Annotated in this window: 18 protein-coding genes and 1 pseudogene; 5 read left to right on the top strand and 14 right to left on the bottom strand. The window is 72.4% G+C overall.

The genetic code is table 11. The features are described from left to right. Nucleotides 1-111: 111 nt before the first annotated feature. The 5 genes and pseudogenes from CEB94_RS08975 to CEB94_RS42195 form a co-directional block, all read right to left on the bottom strand. Complete coding sequence (locus tag CEB94_RS08975) at nt 112-1,206, bottom strand: DUF5925 domain-containing protein (RefSeq protein WP_175431660.1); 1,095 nt, start codon at nt 1,204-1,206, stop codon at nt 112-114. A gap of 75 nt (nt 1,207-1,281) precedes the next feature. Beyond that, nucleotides 1,282-2,082, bottom strand: a complete 801-nt coding sequence (locus tag CEB94_RS08970) for a polysaccharide deacetylase family protein (protein ID WP_175431659.1) — start codon at nt 2,080-2,082, stop codon at nt 1,282-1,284. Continuing rightward, nucleotides 2,075-3,073: a glycosyltransferase family 2 protein gene (locus tag CEB94_RS08965; protein ID WP_175431658.1), complete on the bottom strand. Its 999-nt coding sequence runs from the start codon at nt 3,071-3,073 to the stop codon at nt 2,075-2,077. The genes CEB94_RS08970 and CEB94_RS08965 overlap by 8 nt, the downstream gene beginning before the upstream one ends. Then, a complete protein-coding gene (locus CEB94_RS08960) occupies nt 3,070-3,891 on the bottom strand; it encodes a glycosyltransferase family 2 protein (protein ID WP_175431657.1) in 822 nt (273 codons plus the stop codon). Before CEB94_RS08960 ends, CEB94_RS08965 begins: the two co-directional genes overlap by 4 nt. Nucleotides 3,892-4,078: 187 nt before the next feature. Next, nucleotides 4,079-4,476: pseudogene (locus CEB94_RS42195) on the bottom strand (S8 family serine peptidase); the annotation flags it as partial. Nucleotides 4,477-4,704: 228 nt separating this feature from the next. Between CEB94_RS42195 and CEB94_RS08950 the strand changes: the two are divergent. Further along, nucleotides 4,705-5,511, top strand: a complete 807-nt coding sequence (locus tag CEB94_RS08950; RefSeq protein ID WP_175431656.1) for an SGNH/GDSL hydrolase family protein — start codon at nt 4,705-4,707, stop codon at nt 5,509-5,511. 4 nt (nt 5,512-5,515) lie between these two features. Here the strand turns inward: CEB94_RS08950 and CEB94_RS08945 are convergent, their stop codons facing one another. The 4 genes from CEB94_RS08945 to CEB94_RS08930 all read right to left on the bottom strand — a co-directional run bounded on the left by CEB94_RS08945 (nt 5,516) and on the right by CEB94_RS08930 (nt 12,465). Next, complete coding sequence (locus tag CEB94_RS08945; protein WP_246111758.1) at nt 5,516-7,180, bottom strand: serine/threonine-protein kinase; 1,665 nt, start codon at nt 7,178-7,180, stop codon at nt 5,516-5,518. 115 nt (nt 7,181-7,295) lie between these two features. Then, nucleotides 7,296-8,885 (bottom strand): HoxN/HupN/NixA family nickel/cobalt transporter, encoded by a 1,590-nt coding sequence (locus CEB94_RS08940; RefSeq protein WP_175431655.1) that lies wholly within the window; start codon nt 8,883-8,885, stop codon nt 7,296-7,298. Then, nucleotides 8,882-10,831: a tetratricopeptide repeat protein gene (locus CEB94_RS08935; RefSeq protein ID WP_175431654.1), complete on the bottom strand. Its 1,950-nt coding sequence runs from the start codon at nt 10,829-10,831 to the stop codon at nt 8,882-8,884. Before CEB94_RS08935 ends, CEB94_RS08940 begins: the two co-directional genes overlap by 4 nt. A gap of 101 nt (nt 10,832-10,932) precedes the next feature. After that, nucleotides 10,933-12,465, bottom strand: coding sequence for a DUF4331 domain-containing protein (locus CEB94_RS08930; RefSeq protein WP_175431653.1), 1,533 nt, complete (start codon nt 12,463-12,465; stop codon nt 10,933-10,935). 226 nt (nt 12,466-12,691) lie between these two features. Between CEB94_RS08930 and CEB94_RS08925 the strand changes: the two genes are divergently transcribed. The 3 genes from CEB94_RS08925 (at nt 12,692) to CEB94_RS08915 (ending at nt 14,442) form a co-directional block, all read left to right on the top strand. Next, on the top strand, nt 12,692-13,234 hold the full coding sequence (locus CEB94_RS08925; protein WP_175431652.1) for a sigma-70 family RNA polymerase sigma factor: 543 nt from the start codon (nt 12,692-12,694) through the stop codon (nt 13,232-13,234). Next, on the top strand, nt 13,231-14,049 hold the full coding sequence (locus CEB94_RS08920; RefSeq protein WP_175431651.1) for an anti-sigma factor: 819 nt from the start codon (nt 13,231-13,233) through the stop codon (nt 14,047-14,049). Before CEB94_RS08925 ends, CEB94_RS08920 begins: the two co-directional genes overlap by 4 nt. Before the next feature lie 126 nt (nt 14,050-14,175). After that, nucleotides 14,176-14,442, top strand: a complete 267-nt coding sequence (locus tag CEB94_RS08915; RefSeq protein ID WP_030850794.1) for a hypothetical protein — start codon at nt 14,176-14,178, stop codon at nt 14,440-14,442. 177 nt (nt 14,443-14,619) lie between these two features. Here the strand turns inward: CEB94_RS08915 and CEB94_RS08910 are convergent, their stop codons facing one another. Further along, the gene (locus CEB94_RS08910; RefSeq protein WP_175431650.1) at nt 14,620-15,402 is read right to left on the bottom strand and encodes an ABC transporter permease; all 783 of its coding nucleotides are present in this window, start codon (nt 15,400-15,402) and stop codon (nt 14,620-14,622) included. Further along, nucleotides 15,399-16,364, bottom strand: a complete 966-nt coding sequence (locus CEB94_RS08905) for an ATP-binding cassette domain-containing protein (RefSeq protein WP_175431649.1) — start codon at nt 16,362-16,364, stop codon at nt 15,399-15,401. The genes CEB94_RS08910 and CEB94_RS08905 overlap by 4 nt, the downstream gene beginning before the upstream one ends. A gap of 63 nt (nt 16,365-16,427) precedes the next feature. Between CEB94_RS08905 and CEB94_RS08900 the strand changes: the two genes are divergently transcribed. After that, complete coding sequence (locus tag CEB94_RS08900) at nt 16,428-17,186, top strand: TetR/AcrR family transcriptional regulator (protein ID WP_175431648.1); 759 nt, start codon at nt 16,428-16,430, stop codon at nt 17,184-17,186. On the opposite strand, the gene CEB94_RS08895 is transcribed toward CEB94_RS08900, so the two are convergent. From CEB94_RS08895 to hmgA, 3 genes are all read right to left on the bottom strand, one after another. Continuing rightward, entirely contained in the window at nt 17,183-18,337 is a 1,155-nt protein-coding gene (locus CEB94_RS08895; protein WP_175436945.1) for a type ISP restriction/modification enzyme, read from the bottom strand. The genes CEB94_RS08900 and CEB94_RS08895 overlap by 4 nt on opposite strands. Nucleotides 18,338-18,363: 26 nt before the next feature. Next, on the bottom strand, nt 18,364-19,113 hold the full coding sequence (locus CEB94_RS08890; protein WP_175431647.1) for a GntR family transcriptional regulator: 750 nt from the start codon (nt 19,111-19,113) through the stop codon (nt 18,364-18,366). A gap of 88 nt (nt 19,114-19,201) precedes the next feature. Further along, nucleotides 19,202-20,548, bottom strand: coding sequence for a homogentisate 1,2-dioxygenase (hmgA, locus tag CEB94_RS08885; RefSeq protein ID WP_175431646.1), 1,347 nt, complete (start codon nt 20,546-20,548; stop codon nt 19,202-19,204). Nucleotides 20,549-20,694: the final 146 nt, after the last annotated feature.

Here is a 20,694-nt window from a genome sequence, read left to right as displayed (position 1 = left end):
GAGGCCTCCCTGGTCCATGCGGAGCTCGGCGTCGCTCCGCCGCACACCTTGGCACGCCCGGGTAACAGGGAGGTGAGAGGCGGTTGTGAGCGAACCGGACGGGTGGCCCCGCTACAGATACAGCCCCGCGTCGACGCCGCCGCGTGGCTCCGGCAGGGACGTCGGGGACGTGCCCCGGCGCAGCGCGTACAGCTCCGCCAGCGTCGCGCCCTCGCGGCCGACGCCGTCCTCGTGGCCCAGCCAGGTCACGGCCTCCCGGCGGGTCAGCGGGCCCACCTCGATGCGGGCGAGGCAGCGGCCCGGGCGGACCACGGCGGGGTGCAGCCGCTCCAGATCCTCGTTGGTGGTGACGCCGACCAGGACGTTGCGGCCCTGGCCGAGCAGTCCGTCCGTCAGGTTCAGCAGCCTCGACAGCGCCTGGCCCGCCGTGTGCTTGGCCTCGCCGCGGATCAGCTCGTCGCAGTCCTCCAGGAGCAGCAGCCGCCAGCGGCCCTTGCCCGCCGCGTCCTCCTCGCCGATGGCGATGTCCATGAGGTAGCCGACGTCGGAGAAGAGCCGCTCGGGGTCCAGGACGCAGTCCACCTGGCACCAGTCGCGCCAGGAACGGGCCAGCGTCCGCAGCGCCGACGTCTTGCCGGTGCCCGGCGGGCCGTGCAGCAGCAGGAGACGGCCCGCGATGTCCTCGGGGGTCGTCTTCATCAGCCGGTCCATGGCGTCCGCCACCGGCGCGGTGTAGTTGGACCGGACCTCGTCCCAGGTGCCCGCCGCGATCTGGCGGGTCGTGCGGTGCGGGCCGCGGCGCGGGGAGACGTACCAGAAGCCCATCGTGACGTTCTCCGGCTGCGGTTCGGGCTCGTCCGCCGCGCCGTCCGTGGCCTGGTCGAGGACCTTCTTCGCCAGCTCCTCGCTGGTCGCCGTCACCGTGACGTCGGCGCCCCGGTTCCAGCGGGAGACCAGCAGCGTCCAGCCGTCGCCCTCGGCGAGGGTCGCGCTGCGGTCGTCGTCCCGGGCGACGCGCAGCACCCGGGCGCCGGACGGCATCAGCGTCGCCCCGGCCCGCACGCGGTCGATGTTCACCGCGTGGGAGTACGGCTGCTCGCCCGTCGCGAAGCGGCCGAGGAACAGCGCGTCGACGACGTCGGACGGGGAGTCGGAGTCGTCGACGTTGAGCCGGATCGGCAGCGCCTCGTGCGGGTTTCCAGACATGCCGCCATGATCCGGCACGGCGACGCCGCGTGCACCCGTTTTCCCGGTGCGCGCGGCGCGCTGCCCCTGTGCAGGTCAGCCCCCGGAGCGGGCGACCAGCCGGCGTGCTTGGCGGGCCCTGCGGACCACGGCGTACCCCTTGGTCAGGGCACGGTCCCCGGCGAACGTACGGGCGATCGCGCGCCCCTCGATGACCCGCTCGAACTCCTCGGCACCCGTGCTGCGGCGCACCGTCACCCGCCGCAGCGCGTACGGCCCCTGCGCACGCTGGGCGAGGCCGTTGCCGACGGCGAGGGCCTGGGCGTAGCCCGTCTCGCGCACCGTCTGCCGGACCCGGCGGCTGGAGTAGCCGTAGGGGTAGGCGAACGAGGCCGGTGCGGCGCCCAGTTGGTCCGAGATGATCTCCTTGCAGTGGATCAGCTCGAACCGCAGGGTGGCGTCGGAGACCTGGTCGAGCTGCGGGTGGCTGTGGCTGTGCCCGCCGATCTCGACACCCCCCGCCGCGAGTTCGCGGACCTGGTCCCAGTCCAGCATGGTGTCCAGGCCGCCCCCGGTGTCGTACGGCCCCCTGAGCCACCCGGTCGAGACGAACAGGGTGGCCGGGAAGCCGTGCTTGGCGAGCACGGGGAGGGCGTGCCGGTGCACGCCCTCGTAGCCGTCGTCGAAGGTGATGAGGACCGGCCGCTCGGGCAGCGGCCGGCCGGAGCGCCAGCACGCGGCCAGTCCGGCCGTGGTGAGGGGCCTCAGGCCCCGGTCGGCGAGCACCGCCATCTGCTCGGCGAACGCCTCCGGGGTCACCGACAGGGCGCGGGTCGCGTCGTTCGGGTCGGTCGCGACCGCGTGGTACATGAGGATCGGGACGCGGGCGTCACTCACGGGCCGCCACCTCCACCTCCGGCACCCGGAACGTGGTGCCGCCCCGGCGGGCCCGGACGCTGCCGACGACGTAGCCGCCCGCCGCCGTCAGCACCCCGGCCACGATCGCGCCGGCCCGTCCCGCACCGCCCGGCCGGGCCAGCACGGCGTCCCGCAGACCCCGGGCCACCCCGGCCGGCAGGACCCGCGTGGCGTACCGGCGCTCCGACTCCAGGCCCTTCTGGGCGCCGACGCTCCGGGCCACCAGGGCCTTGGACAGGCCCTCGGCGTAGGCGCGGGTGCGGAAGTAGCCGAAGTGCTCCCGGATCTCGGGAACACGGTGGTGGATCACCGCCCGGTCGTCGATCAGCAGCACCGCGTCGGGCCGTGCACGGCTGAGGCGGATGCACAGTTCCGTCTCCTCGCAGCCCAGCGGGCGTTTGTCCCCGTCCCGGCCGATGCCGGTGGCGAAACCGCCCGCCGCGTCGAAGGCGCTGCGGCGGAACGAGGCGTTGCCGCCGAGCACGTTGCGCACCCGGACCCGGCCGCGCGGCAGACCCCGGTACGTGCAGCCCACCACCCAGTCGAACTCCTCCGGGAACCAGTCGGGCCGCCGCCCCGACGCCCAGACCGGCACCGTGCGTCCGCCGACCGCCATCACCCGCGGGTCGGCGTACGCCTCGGCGAAGTGCCGCAGCCAGTCGCGCTCGGCCACGGCGTCGTCGTCGAGGAAGGCCACGACCTCGCCGCGCGCGGCGGCGATGCCGGTGTTGCGGCCGGCGGACAGGCCGCGGGGGCCCGCGTTGGCGAGCACCCGCACCGCAGCGGCCCCGGAGGACTCCTTGTACTCCCTGGCGAGCCGCTGCCGGAGCGTGTCGTTGTGATCGACGACCAGCAGCGTCTCCAGGGCCGGCCGCGACTGCGTGTGGACCGAGGAGACCGCCGCGAGGATGTCCTCCCAGCGGTCCTCGGTGTACGCGCAGATCACGACGGAGACGTCGGGACCGCTCAAGACACCTCTCCCCGCATCGCGGCCGGCATCGATGACCGGGGCGAACGGCGGCGCAGCGCACGGCGGTTGGAGCGCTCCTGAAGGATCACCCGCAGCACGCGCAGACCGTCCCGCACGGCCCTGAGGTTGCTGGTGCCGTGGATGCGCAGGTACTCGTGGCTCGGGATCTCCTGCACCTTGAGCCCGGCCTTGACGACCCGGATGTTCATCAGGGTCTCGACCTCGAAGCCGGTGCAGTCGAGGTCGATCTTGTCCAGGCAGTGCCGCCAGAAGGCGTTGTAGCCGTAGCACAGGTCGGTGTAGCGGGCGCCGAACTTGCGGTTGACGACCGTGCACAGTGCCCAGTTGCCGAGCTTGCGGATGAAGGTCATGTCGTCGGTGCCGCCGCCGTTGGCGAAGCGGGAGCCCTTGGCGAAGTCCGCGCCGGAGACCAGGGCGGAGACGTAACTGAGGATCTCGCCCCCGTCCGCCGAGCCGTCCGCGTCGACCATCACGATGATGTCGCCGGTGCAGGCCTGGAACCCGGTGATCAGGGCGTCGCCCTTGCCCTTGCCGCGCTGCTCGACCACCTTGACCTCGGGCCACAGCTCGCGGGCCACCTCGACGGTGTTGTCCCTGGAGTTGCCGTCGACCAGGACCACTTCGTGGATCCAGTCGGGCAGGGTCTTGAAGACGTACGGAAGGTTCTCGGCCTCGTTCATGGCCGGGATGACCACGCTCACCGGCGGCGCTATGGCCAGGTGCGAGGAGACGGGCCGGTACTTCCCGGCGGTCGGCGGATGCGGGTCCGCCGCGGCCGGCTGCAGTACGGAACTCATGAGTCTGGTCCCTCTCGTCCGGTGGACCGCCCCCCCAGGGCAGTCCGGATCCAGTCCGGTTCGAAAGGGGGGTTCTCACCCGTGGCACGCCGAGATGGAGCTTCGGGCACGCCGGGTGAGCTGGCAAAGCTGGCCGGCGGCGAAAAACGGCAGCCGACCGCGCGGCACGGCCCGGAGACAGTTGCGATCACCGAGCACGGCACCCCCCTACCGCGCCCCGCGCCGGTTCGTCGCGGTCCTTGAGCCCTCCCCTAGAGCCGCGTACTGACGGACCGATGCGGGTGAGATGTATGACGGTATTGACGATTGAACCCGTATGGCAAGACCTGGAACGGCCTCTCACGTTTTTGTTGGTTTGGCCGTTGTGGCAGGCGTCTTGTGCGACGCAAGTTGCACGTTCCCGTCGCATAAACATGCGTTCCCCGGAGGCCGGGGTGGACGAGGTGTGGCCCGCCAGGCAGACCGCCGCCGCGCCCGCGACGTGCGGGGTCGCCATCGAGGTGCCGGAGATGGTGTTGGTCGCGGTGTCGCCGGTGCGCCAGCCGGCGGTGATGGAGGAGCCGGGGCGAAGATGTCCAGCGCGGAGGGCGCCGGAGTAAAGCCTCGGTCAAGCATGGAAGAGGACAAGGGAGTTGAGCACCAGTCAACAAACCTGTCATGGGCACGTAACAAGAGAGTCGGACGTGTGACAAGAGGCGTGGTGAACGCGCCGAGCATCGGGGAGAGGCCGAAAAGACTTGGCATGAACACTTCCTGTCAACACGCGTAGCTGCTACGACGGTTATGGCAGAGATCCTGCTAAAGGGAGGTTCCATGAGACGTTCCCGATTTGTCGTCCTCGTGAGCTCGCTCCTCCTCGCCGTCGGCACCGCCCTCACCGGGGCAGCAACGGCGCAGGCGTCCTCACTCGCCGCAACTGGCGGCTATGTGGCCCTCGGTGACTCCTACTCCTCCGGAGTCGGAGCCGGCAGCTACATCAGCTCCAGCGGCGACTGCAAGCGCAGCACCAAGGCCTACCCCTACCTCTGGGCCGCCGCCCACTCACCCTCGACCTTCGACTTCACGGCCTGCTCGGGCGCCCGAACGGGTGATGTTCTGGCGAGTCAGCTCACCCCGCTCGGCGCCTCCACCGCCCTCGTCTCGATCAGCGTCGGCGGCAACGACGCCGGATTCGCCGACGTCATGACGACCTGTGTGACCCAGTCCGACAGCTCCTGCGTCTCCCGCATCAACACCGCCCGGGCGTACGTCGACTCCACGCTCCCCGGCAAGCTCGACGGCGTGTACTCGGCCATCCGCTCCAAGGCCCCCGCGGCCCGGGTCGTCGTCCTCGGCTACCCCCGCTTCTACAAGCTCGGCGCCACCTGCCTCGGCCTGTCCGAGACCAAGCGCAAGGCCATCAACGACGCCTCCGACCACCTCAACACCGCCATCGCAAAGCGCGCCGCGAACCACGGCTTCGCCTTCGGTGACGTACGCACCGCCTTCACCGGCCACGAGATCTGCTCCGGCGACTCCTGGCTGCACAGCGTCAGCTGGCTCAACATCGGTGAGTCTTACCACCCGAAGGCACCCGGCCAGTCGGGCGGCTACCTGCCCGTGCTCAACAACAACGACTGACCGCTCAACCGGAGTCCCCGTCCGAATTCGAGCCGGAATTCGAGTCGGAATCCGGGTCCGAGCCCGGGTCCGTGCCGGAAGGAGAAGGGGAGGCCCCGTCCGTCGGGGTCTCCGTCTCGCACGTCACCGAGAACGGCACCGACGCGGACGTCGTCCGCACCGGTTCCCGCACCTCGACGCCGATCTCGTTCTCGAACGTCCCGGTCTCCGCATCGGTCGTCACCCGCACCGTGTCCTGCTTCGAACGGCCGCCGTCCTCCGGGAACGACAGCGTCTTCCAGCCCCCGTCGAGCACCTGGCCGTCCTGCGTCACCCAGCGGTAGCTCACCTCGGCCGGCAACCGCCCCACCGTGAGCGTCGCCGTGAACTCGGGCGCCTGGGCGTTCGGCGGCGGACAGCTGCCCGAGTAGTCCGTGCGCCGGCCCTCCAGGGCGACCCGCACCGACTGCGGCGGCGGACTGCTCTCCTCGCTCTTGCTCGGTGTCGGCGACGGGCTGGACTTCTCGGTCCCGGTGTTCCGCGGCGGGCTCTTGGCCGCGGTGGGCGTACTCTCCCCGGCCCCCTGGTCGTTGCCGCCGGAACCGTCCCCGTTGTTCAGCAGCGCGTACGTCAGCCCGCCCACCGCGAGCGCCAGCGCGATCACGCCCGCGACCAGCACCCGCCCGGCCCTGCGGTCGCCGCCCCTGCGGTCGCCGTCCCGGCCGGTGGCCGTCGTGGGGGCGGTCGAACCGGACGGCGCCGACCGACCCGGGAACGGCATCGGGGGCGTGGGAGCGGGCTCGGGGTGGCCCGCGACCGTCGGTGGGAACGGCACCGCCCGCGTGGTGTCCGCGCGCGGTGAGCCACCCGCGGCGACGACCCGCAGATCCTCTTCGGCCCGCTCGGCCGGCAGCCGCTGCTCGGGGTCCTTGCGCAGCAGCCCCTCGATCACCGGGGCGAGCGGACCCGCCCGGTACGGCGGCGGCAGCTCCTCGTCGACGATCGCCCGCAGCGTGCTCAGCGGGGTGTCGTGACGGAAGGGGGAGTGGCCCTCGACCGCCGCGTACAGCAGCACCCCGAGCGACCACAGGTCGGACTCCGGGCCCGGCGTACGGCCGAGCGCCCGCTCCGGGGCGAGGAACTCGGGCGAGCCGATCACCTCCCCGGTCATGGTCAGCGCCGAGCTGCCCTCGACCATGGCGATGCCGAAGTCGGTCAGCACGATCCGGCCGTCGTTCGAGATCAGCACGTTGGCCGGCTTCACATCGCGGTGCAGGACCCCGGCCTCGTGCGCGGACCGCAGCGCCGCCAGCACCTCGGCGCCGATGTGCGCGGCCCGCTGCGGTGTCATCGGGCCCTCGGCGTCCAGGACCTCCGCGAGGGAGAGGCCGCGGACCAGTTCCATGACGATCCACGGCCGGCCGTCGTCCGTCGCCACGTCGTACACCGTCACCACGTTGCGGTTGGCGACCCGGGCCGCCGCCCACGCCTCCCGCTCCAGCCGCGCGTACATCCGCTGCACGTCGTCACCCGCCAGCCCGGCCGGGGCGCGCACCTCCTTGACGGCGACCTCGCGGTGCAGCACCTCGTCGCGGGCGCGCCACACCGTCCCCATGCCGCCCTCGCCGAGCGGTGCCAGGAGCCGGTAGCGGCCCGCGATCACACGCTCATGGCCCGGTTCTTCGAACACGGCGCCCCCATTCGCAGCCCGGGCGAAATCTCCATGAGGTGTCTTTTCCCCATGAGGTCGGATTTCCTCACGACGTCCGCTTTTCTCCTGACGTCCGATGCCTCACGAACGTAACTCAGCCGAGTGCGGATGCCGCCCCCTTGAACACCAGTCCGGCACCGAGAACCACCACGGCGAAGGCCGAGCCGAGCGGAGCGGTCCGGCGCACCAGGGCCGCCATCGGGCCCGCCGTCCAGCGGGGGCGTCGGTCCATGAGCCGGGTCATGCCGCTGCCCGCCTTGACGACGGCGTACCCGGCGGCCGTGAGGGTGAGCGCCAGTCCGACGCCGTACGCGACGACGAGCAGCAGCCCGAACCAGGCCTGGCCGAGGGCCGCGGCGCCGACCAGCACCACCACGGCGGACGGGCTGGGCACGAGTCCCCCCGCGAAGCCCATGAGGATCGTGCCGCGGAGGGTGGGGGCGACGGGGTGGCTGTGGGTGAAACCGCCGTGGGTGTGCTCGACCGTGTGGGGATGGGAGTGGGGGTGGGTGTGATCGTGCGGATGGTCGTGGTCGTGGTCGTGGTCGTGATGGTGGTCATGGTCGTGCGCGTGGCCGTGGTGGTGGCTGTCGTGGTCGTGGGTGTGGCTTCCGTGGTCGTGATGACGGCCGTGCGGGTGGGCGGGCGCGCGGTTGCGCAGGGCGCGGCGGACCAGGCTCGCGCCCGCCAGGGTCACCAGGAGGCCGCTGGCGACACCGAGCCAGGCGATCACCGACGGCGCCGCCGCCGAGCCGGCCGTGACCAACAGGCCCAGGGCGACCACGCCCAGGGTGTGCGTGACCGTCACCGAGGCGGCCATGGGCAGGACGTCCTTCATCCGGGCCTGGCCGCCCCGGGCCGCCGCCGTCGCGGCCATGATCGTCTTGCCGTGCCCCGGGGCGAGCGCGTGCATCGCACCCAGGACGACGGCGATGAGGAGGGCCAGCGCGGCGAAACCGGCGGTGAGGTTCTGCCGGGCCACCAGGTCGTCCAGGGCACGCGTCCAGCGGTCCGCGCCGCGCGGGAGCACGGAGGCCGCGGGAGCGTCCGACTCCTCCCCGGCCAGGGCGGCGCCGCCGGGGCGCACCCGCAGGGCGGCCGACCCGGTGTCGGCCGGGGAGGACAGCAACTCCTCCGGGTAGCTGGTCAGCTCGGCCGATATCGACTTCTCCGGCACGTCCGACGCGGCGAGCGTCATACGGTCGCCCCGCGCGGTGACCTCCCGCCAGCCCGGGCCGCCGGAGGCCCCCGCGCCGCGGAAGCCGAGGGACACCGTCTTCTTGCCCGCCGGGAGAGGAGCGGTCAGCTCGCACTCCACACGAAGAGTGTCGAGCCCCGCCTGCCCGGGCCGCACGCGCGCGTGGCTGCGCTCGGCGGTGAGGGCGACCCCGCGTCCGTCGACGGTCGCCCTGCTGTCCTCGGCGGCCGCGGCGCACCGCTCGCGGGCCCACATGGCGATGCCCAGCCGCTCGATGTCCGGCCCCGCCTGGGTCGCCGGGATCTCGGCGAGGTCCTCCACATGATGGACCCGCAGCTCGCCGGGGGCGGCGACCAGACCGTCGTAACGGTTGACGGTGAAGTTGCCCAGCGGGTGGGCGCTCGCCGTGGCGGCGGGCAGCAGGGTGAGCGCGCAGGCGGCCGTGAGGACGGCGGCGCCGGACGCGAACAGCCGGCGCAGGGTCACCGGTTGTCCTCCAGGTCCTTGAGTGCGGTACGGGCCTCGCGCGCGCCGAGGGGCGAGAAGCCGGGGTTCAGGTCCAGCGCGGCCTTCAGATGCGTGCGGGCCTCGTCTTCGCCGCCGGTGGCGCGTTCGATGACGCCGCGGTGGTAGAGGAAGGCGGCGTTGCGGTAGCCGGTGGCGGTCGCCCGGCGGGCGTACGGCAGGGCTTCCTCGTCGCGGCCGTTGACGTGCAGGGCCCAGGCGAGGGCGTCGGCGGTGTGCACGCTGTGGCGGCGCTCCCACTCGGCGCGGGCGGAGCGCAGGGCTTCCTTCTTGTCGCCGTGGTCGGCGGCGGCCATGGCCGAGTCGAGGTCGGCGTTGACGCCGCCGGCGCGGGCGAGGGCCGTCCAGGCGTCGACGAGGGCGTACTGGTCGCCGGCCTTCGCCCGGTCGCCGTCGGCGTCGCGGTCCTCGTACAGCTCGCCGAGGGCGACGAGCGGGCCGGGCAGCGGGAAGCGGGCGACGACCTGCTCCAGCCCCGTCACGGCGCCCGCCCGGTCACCACTCGCGGCCTGGGCGCGGGCGCGTCCCTCCAGGGCGGGCAGGTACGCGTCGTCGGCGGCGAGGGCACGGGCGTAGTGGCCGAGGGCCGTCTTGTACTCGCCCTGGTTCCAGGCGAGTTGCCCGAGAGCGGTGGCGACGTACGCGACGTCGGCGGGCGCGTTCGCGGAACTCAGGGCGCGCTCCAGCACCTCACGCGCCGTGCGGACGTCGCCGCGCAGCTCGTGCACGTACGCGTACCGCGTGAAGACGGGCACGCCGGGGCGCCTGTCGTCGGCGGTCTCGGCGGCCTTCGCGGCGTCGTCGTACCGGCCGAGTTCGACGAGGGCGTCGATGCGGGTGCACAGGGCGCGTTCGTTGTAGGGGTTCTGCTTCAGGGCCCGGTCGGCGTGGTTCAGGGCGCCGGGGAAGTCGTGCCGGGCGGCGGCGAGGGCGGCCTGCCCGGCCAGGGCCCGGTCGTTGCCGGGCTCCAGTGCGAGGGACCGCTTCAGGGCGCGCTCGGCCTGCGGGTACCGGGAGGGGTCACCCTTCGTGCGGGCCTGCTCGACGTAGGCGACGCCGAGGGTGGCCCAGCCGCCGAAGTCCCTCGGCTGGGCGCGGAGGTGCTTCTGCAGGGACGCGATCCCCGCGTCGAGGTCCCCCCGGGCGAGATCGCCGGGCGACAACGCCCCGGCCGCCGACACGGCGTCGACGCCGGCCCCGCGGTCCTGCACGCCCCCGATGGCGACGGCCCCACCGGTCACCGCGACCGCCAGCAGCACGGCACACCCGGCCAGATGCAGGGCCCGCCACCGCCGCCCCCCGTCGGCGGCCCGCCGCATCGCGGCGACCCGCTGACCGGCGCCGGGCTCCGTGCGGGAGTCGCTCCCTTCGGGGCAGACGCGAGACGTGCCGTCGCTGCCGGTGCCGGTGCCGGTGCGGTCCTCACCGAGTGCCGAGAGGTCGACCCGGTCCCCACCACAGGACCCAGCCGTGCCCTCGGCTCCGCCGCCTTCCGTGCGGGCGGTGCTCGCCCGGGGCCCGGCTTCGCCGGTTTCCGTGTGCGCGGTGCTCGTCCGGGTCTCGGCCTTGCCGGTTCGCGTGCGGGTGGTGTTTGTCTGGTCCTCGGCTTCGCCGGTTTCCGTACCGGCGGTCGCCGTCCGGGACTCGGTCTCCTCCTGCTCCGGGTCTGTCGTGGCGGGTTGGTTCTGGCCGGGGCCGGACGCGTCCTTCGTCGTGGCCCGTGGCACGGTCGCCCCGGCCCCGTTCGCTCCGCCCGCGGCCGGCGCACTGCCCTGCGGAGCACCAGGCTCGGCGGCCCCCGCCCCGGCGGCCGAGCCACCGTGCCGCTCCGCGGGCTCCGGGTCCGTCGACGGCGCTCGGTCGTCGCCGCGCCTCTCCGGTGTGCTGTCGGTCGTACGCGGAGGCATGACCTCTCCTCGGTCGGATGTGCTGGTGCGGGAGTCGGCGGCGCGGCCCGTGCCGTGGGGGTTGGGGAACGGGCCGCGCCGGTCGGTGGGAGCGGAGCGGGTCAGTACGCCCGGTTCCGCATGCGGCGCCACCACATCAGGGCCGCGCCGACCAGGACGATGCCGCCCGCCCCGGCCCCCGCGGACGCGGCGATCAGGCGCATGTCGTCCGAACCCTGCGCGCCGGCCGGCTGGAGCGCGTCACCGAGCTGGCTGCGGACGTCGTTGCCGCCGTCCACGCCCTTGGCGAGCGGACCGCGCGAACCCTCCGTCGGCAGCGCGACGTACGGGAAGGCCTTCTCGAACTTCTTGTCGTTCTTGTCGACCGCGTCACCGAGGTCGTTCTTCGCGCCCAGCAGCTCGCCCTCGACGACCTGGAGCGAGGCGTCGATCACGTCGTCCGTCAGGCGACGGCCGTTCGGGAAGCCCGCGTTGTCGCCGTCCAGGACACCCAGCCGCTTGGGCTTGGCGGCCGGCTTGATGGACGTGTTCAGACGCAGCTGCTCCGACGGCGTCACGTGCGGGGGCTGGTTGAGGTCCTTGACGCCCTTGAGGAACACGTCGACCAGGTCGTTGCGCGGCTCGGCGGGCGCCGGGATCTTGTAGATCGCCTCGATGAGCTTCGGCAGCTCCGGGTTGGTGACGTTCTGCAGGAACTGGGCGTCGTCCCGCGGCGCGGACGCGTTGAACTTGTCCTTGTCCTTCAGCGGGTTGACGACCTCGTTGACCAGCGGGTTGCCGAGGCGCGAGACCTGAGCGAAGTAGCCCTGGGCGTTCTTGCGCTGGGTCGTCGACCAGATGCCGACGACCGGCTGCTCGTGCGACTCGGTGATGAAGCTGTTGGGGACCTGCAGGGCGATCGAGTTGACGTTGTAGCCCTTGAGGGTGTCGTTGCCGACCTCGGAGAGGTTCCCGCCGTACAGCAGGTCGAAGACGCGCAGGTCCAGGAAGAAGGGGTCGTCGGCCTGCCCGGCGAACGTCTGGGCGCCCCCGGCGAGCTTGTGCACCGCCTGCTTGCGCAGGGTGTCGTAGTCCGGCATCGACGCCTTGCCGACGTTCGACGGCGCCACCGGCACGTCGTCGGCGACCTTGGTCTTCGACACCGCCTTCAGATTGCGCAGCTTGACCAGCTCGAGGTCGTACGTCTGCGTGATGTTGAGGTCGGCGTCGTCGAGGCTCTCGACCGGGCCCGTGTTGTACAGGAACGTCTTGTCGTTCTTCGTGTGCGTCTTGAACGTGTACCGGAAGAGGAGGTCCTCCTTCGCGTCACCGTCGCTGTCGATGCGCAGGTCGTACTGGGCGTCCTCGGCGAACGTGAAGAAGTTGGGCCCGCCGGCCGGTTCCTCGAAGGGGATCCAGTTCGCGACGATGGTCGTCGTGTCCGGCTTGTCCGGACTGACGAACGCGTACACGTCCGTGTTGTCGTACTGCGGGGTGCCCGAGATCAGCGGGGCCTCACGGTGGCTGGAGGCGGAGGCCGCCTCAGGTTCCAGCGCGGTCACACCGGCGGCTGCGAGCCCGCCGGCGGCCAGCGCGCCACAGATCACGGTCGCGATGTTCGCGCGTCCCGCGCCGGTCCTGGAGATAGGTGTCATGCCGTCCGTCCTCCGTGCCAACTTGCCTGACACACGCCATTCGGAGCGGTCGGCGAAGCGGATTGGTCGAATCTCAAACGTTCTTACGGCGCATCTGAAAAGTTGTTTCATCGCCGGCGACCCGCATTTTCGGCGCGTTGATCCGTAACCCCATCCGGAGGTGTGTGCGTTGCGAATGCCTCGTACGAGGGGACAGGCCCGGTGCGGCCTGGGAGAGGGGGACCGAGTGGGGGCGGACGAGCTGCTGTTGCGCGTGGCGGGCGGAGACCAGCAGGCCTTCGAGGAGCTGTACGGACTGGTGTCCGCCCCCGTGTTCGGGCTCGTACGGCGTGTGGTGCGCGACCCCGCCCAGTCGGAGGAGGTGGCGCAGGAGGTGCTGCTCGAACTGTGGCGGTCCGCGGCGAAGTTCGACCCGGGCCGGGGCAGCGCGATGTCGTGGATCCTCACCCTCGCCCACCGCCGCGCCGTCGACCGGGTGCGCAGCGCCCGGGCGGCCGGGGAGCGCGAGCAGCGCGAGGCGCTCCGCGCGAACCAGCCCGCCTTCGACCAGGTCACCGAGGAGGTCGAGGCCGGCCTCGAACGCGAGTGGGTGCGCCGCTGCCTGGACCGGCTCACGGACCTGCAGCGCCAGTCGGTCACCCTCGCCTACTACGAGGGCTACACGTACCGTGAGGTGGCCGAGCAGCTCTCCCTGCCGCTGGGCACCGTCAAGACGCGGATGCGGGACGGGCTGACCCGTATGCGCGAGTGCCTGGGAGGTGTGGCATGAGCCTCTTTCGCCGCGAGGATCCGCACTCGCTCGCCGCGCCCTACGCTCTCGACGCCCTGGAGCCCCCGGAACGCGTCCGCTTCGAGAGGCACCTCAGGGACTGCGGCCGCTGTGCCGCCGAGGTGCGCGCACTGACGGAGGACGCCGTCCGGCTCGCCTGGTCCGCGGCGGCCCCGCCACCGGCCGCGATGCGCGACCGGGTCATGCTCGCCGTACGGACGACTCCGCAGGACCCCGCACCGCAGGGCGCGCCGCGCGAGCCGGCACGAGCGCGTGCGACACAGCTGCCGCCGCACGTGTGGGGCGCCCAGCCGCCGCCGCGGCAGCGGCAGCGGCGCCGGATTCCGCTGTTCGTGCCCTTCGCGACGGCCACCGCAGCCGCGGCCCTCGTCGTCGCGTCGCTGTTCGCCGTGCAGGCGAACCGGGCCGAGGACCGGCTGACCGCCGAGCAAGATCGGTCACGTGAGATCGCCCACGTTCTGGCGGCTCCGGACGTCCGTGCGGGCAGTGGCCGGGACGGACGGGGCCGCATCATCGGAGTGATCGCTTCCGCCACGGAGGGGAGTGCGGTGGTCACCCTCGGCGGATACGGCGTCCCGCCGGGCGGACGCGTGCACCAGTTGTGGGCCATGCGCCCGGGCGCGCAACCGCGCTCCCTGGGGCTCTTCGAGGGCGACACGCCCCTGGTCGCAACGGGTTTGGGCACCTCCGCGACGTCACTGGCCGTGACCGTCGAGCCCGCCGGGGGATCGCCGCAGCCCACTACCCAGCCGGTCGTCCAACTCGCCCTGAAATCTGTTGGATTCGGAGAGTAATCGGAGATACATCGTCAACCCCCTTATGGGGAAGGTGAATCCTGTGACCGCGATACACGAGTGCCGGGACGGGGCGATAGGGTTAACCTGCCCGGGCCGGGTGGACTCGTACGGGTGGGGAGTGACATGGATCAGATAACAGTGCGCAGCAGGGCCAGGGTCCCTGCGATCACCTGCGGGAGCAGCGCGACCAGTTCGCGCCTCGACCGCCACCTCTCGGTGCTGGGCGGCCCTGCCGTCCCCCAGCGGGAGACGGTCGAGGCGACGTCGCTGATGCGGGAACTGACCGCGCGTCAGCCGCACGACCGCAGTGGCAGGGGTGCGCGTGTACGTCGCGTCTCGCTCTTCGCGCCGCTGCGCCGGTTGCGCCGCTCGTTGTTCGGCAGCAGGTAGGGGCCCGCGCTCGGGCGGTCACACCGCCCCGACGCCAGCGCTGCGACACCCGTCGTCCGTCATCCCCGCGGCACGCAGCGGCGCCAGGTGTGTTCCCGAGCGCGGCACGCCCCCTGTCGGTGCCTCATCCCCGCCCGGCAGTGACCGGGGGCGACGTCCGCGGCTCCGGCCGCCCGTTCACCGCTCCCCGTGCGCGTACTGACGCACGGCCAGCGGCACGAACACCCCGAGCAGCACGGCGCACCACACGAGCGACCCCGCGACGGGGTGGGCCACCGGCCAGGCCGCCCCGTCGGGCACGGGCGCGTTGCCGAACAGATCCCGCAGGGCCGTCGACACCGCGCTGATCGGATTCCACTCGGCGACCGTCCGCAGCCAGCCCGGCAGCCCGCTCGTCGGGATGTACGCGCTGGACAGCAGCGGCAGCAGGAACGTCGCCCCGCCCAGCTGACCGGCCGCCTCCTCGTTGCGGGTGAGCAGGCCGAGGTAGATCCCGGCCCACGTGCAGGCGAAGCGGAACAGCATCAGCAGCGCGAACGCCCCCACCGCCGCGAGCACGCCGCCCTCGACCCGCCAGCCCACGGCCAGACCCACCAGCAGGAACGGCACGGTCCCGGCGGCCGTGGCCACCAGGTCCGCCGCGGCCTGCCCCAGCGGTACGGCCGCCCGGCTCATCGGCAGTGTGCGGAAGCGGTTCGTCACGCCCCGGTGCGTGTCCTGGGCCGCCTGGAACATGCCGGCCATGATCCCGCCCGAGGCGGTCGCGACCAGCAGCCCCGGCACGAGGAACGACCGGTAGGCCTCGCCCGGCACCGCCAGCGCGCTGCCGAAGACGTAGCCGAAGAACAGCAGCATGCTGATCGGCATGGTCTGGGTGAGGACCAGCAGCCCCGGGTTGTTCCGCAGCCGCAGCAGCTGGCGGCCCAGCATCGCGGTCCCGTCGTACGCCAGCATGCTCATGCGGCACGCTCCTTCTCGTCGGTCGTTGCGGTCGTGGTCTCCGTCAGGCGCAGGAACACGTCGTCGAGGGTCGGCGGGCGCAGGCTCACGTCGAGCAGCGGCACACCCGCCGTGTCCAGGGCGCGCACCAGCAGCGGGATCGTGAGTGTCGGGTCCTTGCTGACCGCGCCGACGGCGTTGCGCTCGTGGTCGAACGACGGCTGCGCCCCCGTCAGCCGGTCGAGCACGGCCGCGGCCTTCGTGAGCACGCCCGCGTCCGGCACGACGACTTCGGCGTGCGCCCCGACGAGCGACTTGAGCTGCGCCGGCGACCCGGTGTGCGCGACCCGGCCCCCGTCCACCAGGGCGATGTCGTCGGCCAGTTGGTCGGCCTCCTCCAGGTACTGCGTGGTGAGCAGCACGGTCGTGCCCTCGGCGGTCAGGCCGCGCACCACGTCCCAGATGAGGGTGCGGCTGACCGGGTCGAGGCCGGTCGTCGGCTCGTCCAGGAACAGCACGTCGGGGCGGCGGATCAGGCTCGCCGCGAGGTCCAGGCGGCGGCGCATGCCGCCGGAGTAGGTGGACGCGGGGCGGTCGGCGGCCTCCGTCAGCCCGAAGCGGTCGAGGAGTTCGGCGGTCCGCCCGGCCGGTTCCCGCACCCGGTGCAGCCGGCCGAACAGCTGGAGGTTCTGGCGTCCGGTGAGGTCACCGTCGATCGAGGTGTCCTGTCCGGTGACGCCGATCCGGCCGCGTACCGCGGTGGCCTCGCGGACGAGGTCGTGCCCCGCGACCCGGGCGGAGCCCGCGTCCGGCCGCAGCAGTGTGGTCAACAGCTGTACGGCCGTCGTCTTGCCCGCCCCGTTCGGCCCGAGGACCCCGCAGACCGTGCCCTCGGCGACCGCGAGATCCAGCCCGCGCAGGGCATGGACCTGCCCGAACCGCTTCTCCAGACCCTCACTAAGTACAGCGTACGTAGAAGTCATGGCAGGACCATAGCGCACTACGTACGCTGTACGTAACTAGGATGGTGGCCGAGGTGATGACCGATGGCGGGCCGAGCGGCCGTACCCGAAGTGATCTGGGCGCGCCCCGAGCGCACCGGCCGTGGGCCGAAACCGGCGTTCACCCGCGCCGACATCGCGGCGGCGGCGGTGCGGATCGCCGACGAGGCGGGGCTGGACGGGGTCACCATGCGGCAGGTCGCCGCGGAGCTGGGCTGCGGCACCATGTCGCTGTACAACTACGTCCCCCGCAAGGAGGACCTGTACGAGCTGATGATCGACGCCATCGGCGCCGAGCACGAGATGTTCGAGCCCACGGGCGACTGGCGCGCCGACATGCTCCGCAACGCGGAGGAGACGCGCGCCATCATGTACCGCCACACCTGGGTGCCGCGCCTGATGCCGGGGGTGTTCGGCTTCAGCCCCAACACGCTGCGCTATCTGGAGCACTGCCTGGCCTGCCTCGAACCGCTCGACGTGCCGGCCGGCACGAAGACGGAGCTGATCGCGCTGCTCAACGGCGTCGTGACGACGTACACCGGGAACGAGATCGCGACCGCTGAACGCACCCGCTCCATGCCGTGGTCGGCGGAGGACGAGAACGCGGTCCGCATGGCCTATCTGGGCCGTCAGATCGCCACCGGCGCGTATCCGCGGATGACCGCGGCCTTCATGGAGCAGAGCGGGCCGGTCGATCTGGAGGCGATCTTCAGACGGACGCTCGAACGCGTCCTGGACGCCTTCGACCCCGAGCTGCGCCAGAGCGGCCCCGAGCCGCGTCAGAGCGGCCCCGAGCCGCTCTAGAGCAGCGCCAGTTGTCCCTCGGGGCCCTCCTCGGGCCCCTCCAGCACCGACGCCGGGCGGCGGGCCGCGCTCGGTACCGGGAGGACGCCCGCCTCGCGCAGCTCCGTCGCCGTGATCGGCTCGGGGAGTTCCGGCTCTTCCAGGGGCCGCAACCCGGCGAGGAGCGCGAGGACGGTGATCAGCTCCAGCAGCTCCGACGTGAAGGTCTGTGGCCAGGTGGCGGGACGGATCGCCGCCAGTGTGCCCGGCTCGGGGGCGGCGACGCGGCTCGCGAACCACTGCTGAAGGACGCGGACTCCGCCCACCTCGAAGTCCCAGGCCTCCGGCGGCACCGGGGAGATGCGGCCCTCGTCCAGGAACAGGGCCTCCTCGTCCCGGTCGTAGTGCAGCTCCACGGGCCGGGAGGGCAGCGGGGCGCGGACGTAGGGGCGGCGGCCGCCGGGCAGTTTCGGGCGTTCGCCGTCGCGGCACATCAGCCACAGCGTCCGGTGGCCCAGCTCCAGACCCCGCTCCCACGCGTCGGCGTCCCCGGTGAGCGGGACGGTGAGGTCCGGGCGGGCCGTGGCCGTGATCCAGGCCAGTACGTCCAGCGGCTGCGGGGGGCTGCCCAGGCGGGTGCCGAGGTGCTCCAGCAGGCCGGGGGCCAGGTTCGGCTCGCGGCCGCCCGGGCGCCGGAAGAGCGGGCGGACGCGGCCAGGACGCAGCAGCGGGAGCAGCGAGGTGACGAGCAGGGGCGGGGTGGCCCCGGGCGCCTCCACCACGAAGACCTGCCGCTCGTCCGCCACCCGCCACAGCTCCGGGCGGGCCGCGTCGATCAGCCGCTGGTCGGGGATCAGCCACTGCTCGTCATAGGGCGCGAGCAGGACGCGCTCCGGCTCCGGGCAGGGTCCCGAGACGCGCACCAGCTTCTCCGTGCCGCTGCCGGTCCGGCCGGGCAGCTGGCCGACGGCCGTGTGCAGGGTGCGCGAGCGGGTCGGCTCGAACAGGGCCTCGCGGTCGGGCCCCTCGGCCTTCACCAAGGCGTCCCAGCGGGCCTTCAGGGACGCCGCGTCGGGCGCCGCCGGCCAGCCCCGGCCGAGCCGCGGCGGTGCGACGGACCACGGCATGAGGTCCGCCAGCGGCGGAGCGTCGTCGTGCGTCACGCACCGCATCGTACGACCTGCAGACGACACGCGGGTCAGGTGGCGTCCAGGGTCACCGTGAAGGAGAACCGGTCCCCCCGGTAGTGGATGACGGCCACATCCAGAGCCCGCCCTTCGGGGTCATACGTCACGCCCGTGTAGTGCAGGATCGGGCTCAACAGGGGGACCTGGAGCAGCTTCGAGGTCTCCGGGTCGGCGAGCCGCGCCTCCACCGTGTCCGTGATGCGGCTGATGTCCGCCCCCACCACGTCCCGCAGCACCTTGGTCATGGGCCACCGGACGAGGTCGTCCAGGTCGATCCGCGCGGCCAGTTCGGGCCGCACATAGTTGCGGGCGTGATTCGTCGGCTCACCGGTCTTCTCGTCACTCCGCAGCCGGTGGTACGTCGAGACCTCTCGCACCTCCGGGAAGAACTCGGCGAGTTCGCCGGGCACGGGCGCGCTGCCGTGGTCCAGCAGTTCGGTCGTCATGCCGGACTGCTGGGCCACGATCGCGTCCACCGAGCCGAGCAGCCGCACCGGGGAACCCCGGCGCGCGTGCGGCTCGATGAACGTGCCACGCCGGCGGTGGCGCGTGATCAGCCCCTCGTCCTCCAGCTCCTTCAGCGCCTGCCGCATCGTCAGCACGCTCACGCCGTAGTGCCCGGCCAGCTGCTCCTCGGTGGGCAGCCGCAGCGGGTCCCGGGGCGAGCGGCCGAGGATCGAGGCGCGCAGCGACTGCGACACCTGATACCAGAGCGGCAGCTTGCGGTTCAGGACGATGGAGTCCGGGGCGAAGGAGGTCACGGGCCATCCGTACCGGTAGGAAATGATCAGTGCAAGGGGGCTTCTGACGGATCTCCGGCGACGCCGTGGAGATCCGTCAGAAGCCCGCCTAGGGGCGGAAGTGCCGCTCCAGGCCCTGCCAGACGTCGTCGTAGCGCTGCTGGAGGTGTTCGGCGCGGGCCGCGTGCGGGGTCAGGGCGAGCGGCCAGCGCGTCTCGAACATGAACGCCAGACCGTCGTCGATCTTCTGCGGCTTCAGCTCGGCGGCGCTCGCCCGGTCGAACGTCTCCCGGTCCGGGCCGTGCGCCGACATCATGTTGTGCAGCGAGCCGCCGCCCGGCACGAAGCCTTCCGCCTTCGCGTCGTAGGCGCCCTCGATCAGGCCCATGTACTCGCTCATCACGTTCCGGTGGAAGTACGGCGGGCGGAACGTGTCCTCGCCCACCAGCCAGCGCGGCGCGAACACCACGAAGTCGGCACCGGCCAGCCCCGGGGTGTCCGACGGGGACGTCAGCACCGTGAAGATCGACGGGTCCGGGTGGTCGTAGGTGATGGTGCCGAGCGCGTTGAAGCGGCGCAGGTCGTAGACGTAGGGCACATGGTTGCCGTGCCAGGCCACCACGTCGAGGGGGGAGTGGTCGTAGGTGGCCGTCCACAGGTTGCCGCAGAACTTGTTCACCACCTCCGCCGGGCCCTCGACGTCCTCGTACGCGGCGACCGGGGCGCGGAAGTCCCGGGGGTTGGCGAGCCCGTTGGCGCCGATCGGGCCCAGGTCGGGGAGGCGGAAGGGCGCGCCGTAGTTCTCGCACACATACCCGCGGGCAGACTCGTCGAGGAGGTCCACACGGAAGCGGACCCCACGCGGAATCAGCGCCACATGTCCCGGCTCCACATGGAGCAGGCCGAACTCGGTGCGCAGCAGCAGCCCGCCGCGCTCCGGGACGATCAGCAGCTCGCCGTCGGCGTCGCTGAACACCCGGTCCATCGAGGCGTTGGCCGTGTAGAGGTGCACGGCGATGCCGGTGCGCTGGGTGGCGTCGCCGTTGCCGCCGAGGGTCCACAGGCCCGCCAGGAAGTCGGTCTCGGGCGCCGGGTCGGGCAGCGGGTTCCAGCGCAGGCGGTTGGGGTCGGGCACGGTCTGGGTGAAGGGGGCGGTGCGGACCGAGCCGTTGTGGCCCCGGGTGAACGCCGGATGCGCGGCCGAAGGGCGGATCCGGTACAGCCACGAGCGGCGGTTGTGCGCCCGCGGCTCGGTGAACGCCGAACCGCTCAGCTGCTCCGCGTACAGCCCGAGCGGGGCCCGCTGGGGAGAGTTGCGGCCCTCGGGCAAAGCCCCCGGGACGGCCTCCGAGCTGTGCTCGTTGCCGAAGCCGGAGAGGTAGGTCAGCCCTTCGGCGGTCTTCCGCGCTTCCCCACGCTCGATCCCGCTCGTGCGGGAGGTACCCCCATCGCCCATGATCGCTGCTCCCTTGCCGTTCGATTCCTATGCAGTACCGTAGGATTGCGTTTTCCCCGACGCAAGAGGGGCGCGCCCCTCCTCTTGACGGATGACCCGAACCCGACTTGAGAACGATCCGCCGGACCGGACGTGTGTTCTACGCT

It is taken from the genome of Streptomyces hawaiiensis, assembly GCF_004803895.1.
Taxonomy (GTDB): domain Bacteria; phylum Actinomycetota; class Actinomycetes; order Streptomycetales; family Streptomycetaceae; genus Streptomyces; species Streptomyces hawaiiensis.
Note: the sequence above shows the minus strand (reverse complement) of the source record. Positions and strands in the feature narration are given on the sequence as shown.

Excerpts from the sequence above, each read along its gene's own strand:
- CEB94_RS08935 (WP_175431654.1), bottom strand. The coding sequence starts at position 10,831 with ATGCCTCCGCGTACGACCGACAGCACACCGGAGAGGCGCGGCGACGAC.
- CEB94_RS08920 (WP_175431651.1), top strand. The coding sequence starts at position 13,231 with ATGAGCCTCTTTCGCCGCGAGGATCCGCACTCGCTCGCCGCGCCCTAC.
- CEB94_RS08975 (WP_175431660.1), bottom strand. The coding sequence starts at position 1,206 with ATGTCTGGAAACCCGCACGAGGCGCTGCCGATCCGGCTCAACGTCGAC.
- CEB94_RS08915 (WP_030850794.1), top strand. The coding sequence starts at position 14,176 with ATGGATCAGATAACAGTGCGCAGCAGGGCCAGGGTCCCTGCGATCACC.
- CEB94_RS08930 (WP_175431653.1), bottom strand. The coding sequence starts at position 12,465 with ATGACACCTATCTCCAGGACCGGCGCGGGACGCGCGAACATCGCGACC.
- CEB94_RS08950 (WP_175431656.1), top strand. The coding sequence starts at position 4,705 with ATGAGACGTTCCCGATTTGTCGTCCTCGTGAGCTCGCTCCTCCTCGCC.
- CEB94_RS08910 (WP_175431650.1), bottom strand. The coding sequence starts at position 15,402 with ATGAGCATGCTGGCGTACGACGGGACCGCGATGCTGGGCCGCCAGCTG.
- CEB94_RS08900 (WP_175431648.1), top strand. The coding sequence starts at position 16,428 with ATGGCGGGCCGAGCGGCCGTACCCGAAGTGATCTGGGCGCGCCCCGAG.
- CEB94_RS08895 (WP_175436945.1), bottom strand. The coding sequence starts at position 18,337 with ATGCGGTGCGTGACGCACGACGACGCTCCGCCGCTGGCGGACCTCATG.
- CEB94_RS08960 (WP_175431657.1), bottom strand. The coding sequence starts at position 3,891 with ATGAGTTCCGTACTGCAGCCGGCCGCGGCGGACCCGCATCCGCCGACC.
- CEB94_RS08905 (WP_175431649.1), bottom strand. The coding sequence starts at position 16,364 with ATGACTTCTACGTACGCTGTACTTAGTGAGGGTCTGGAGAAGCGGTTC.
- hmgA (WP_175431646.1), bottom strand. The coding sequence starts at position 20,548 with ATGGGCGATGGGGGTACCTCCCGCACGAGCGGGATCGAGCGTGGGGAA.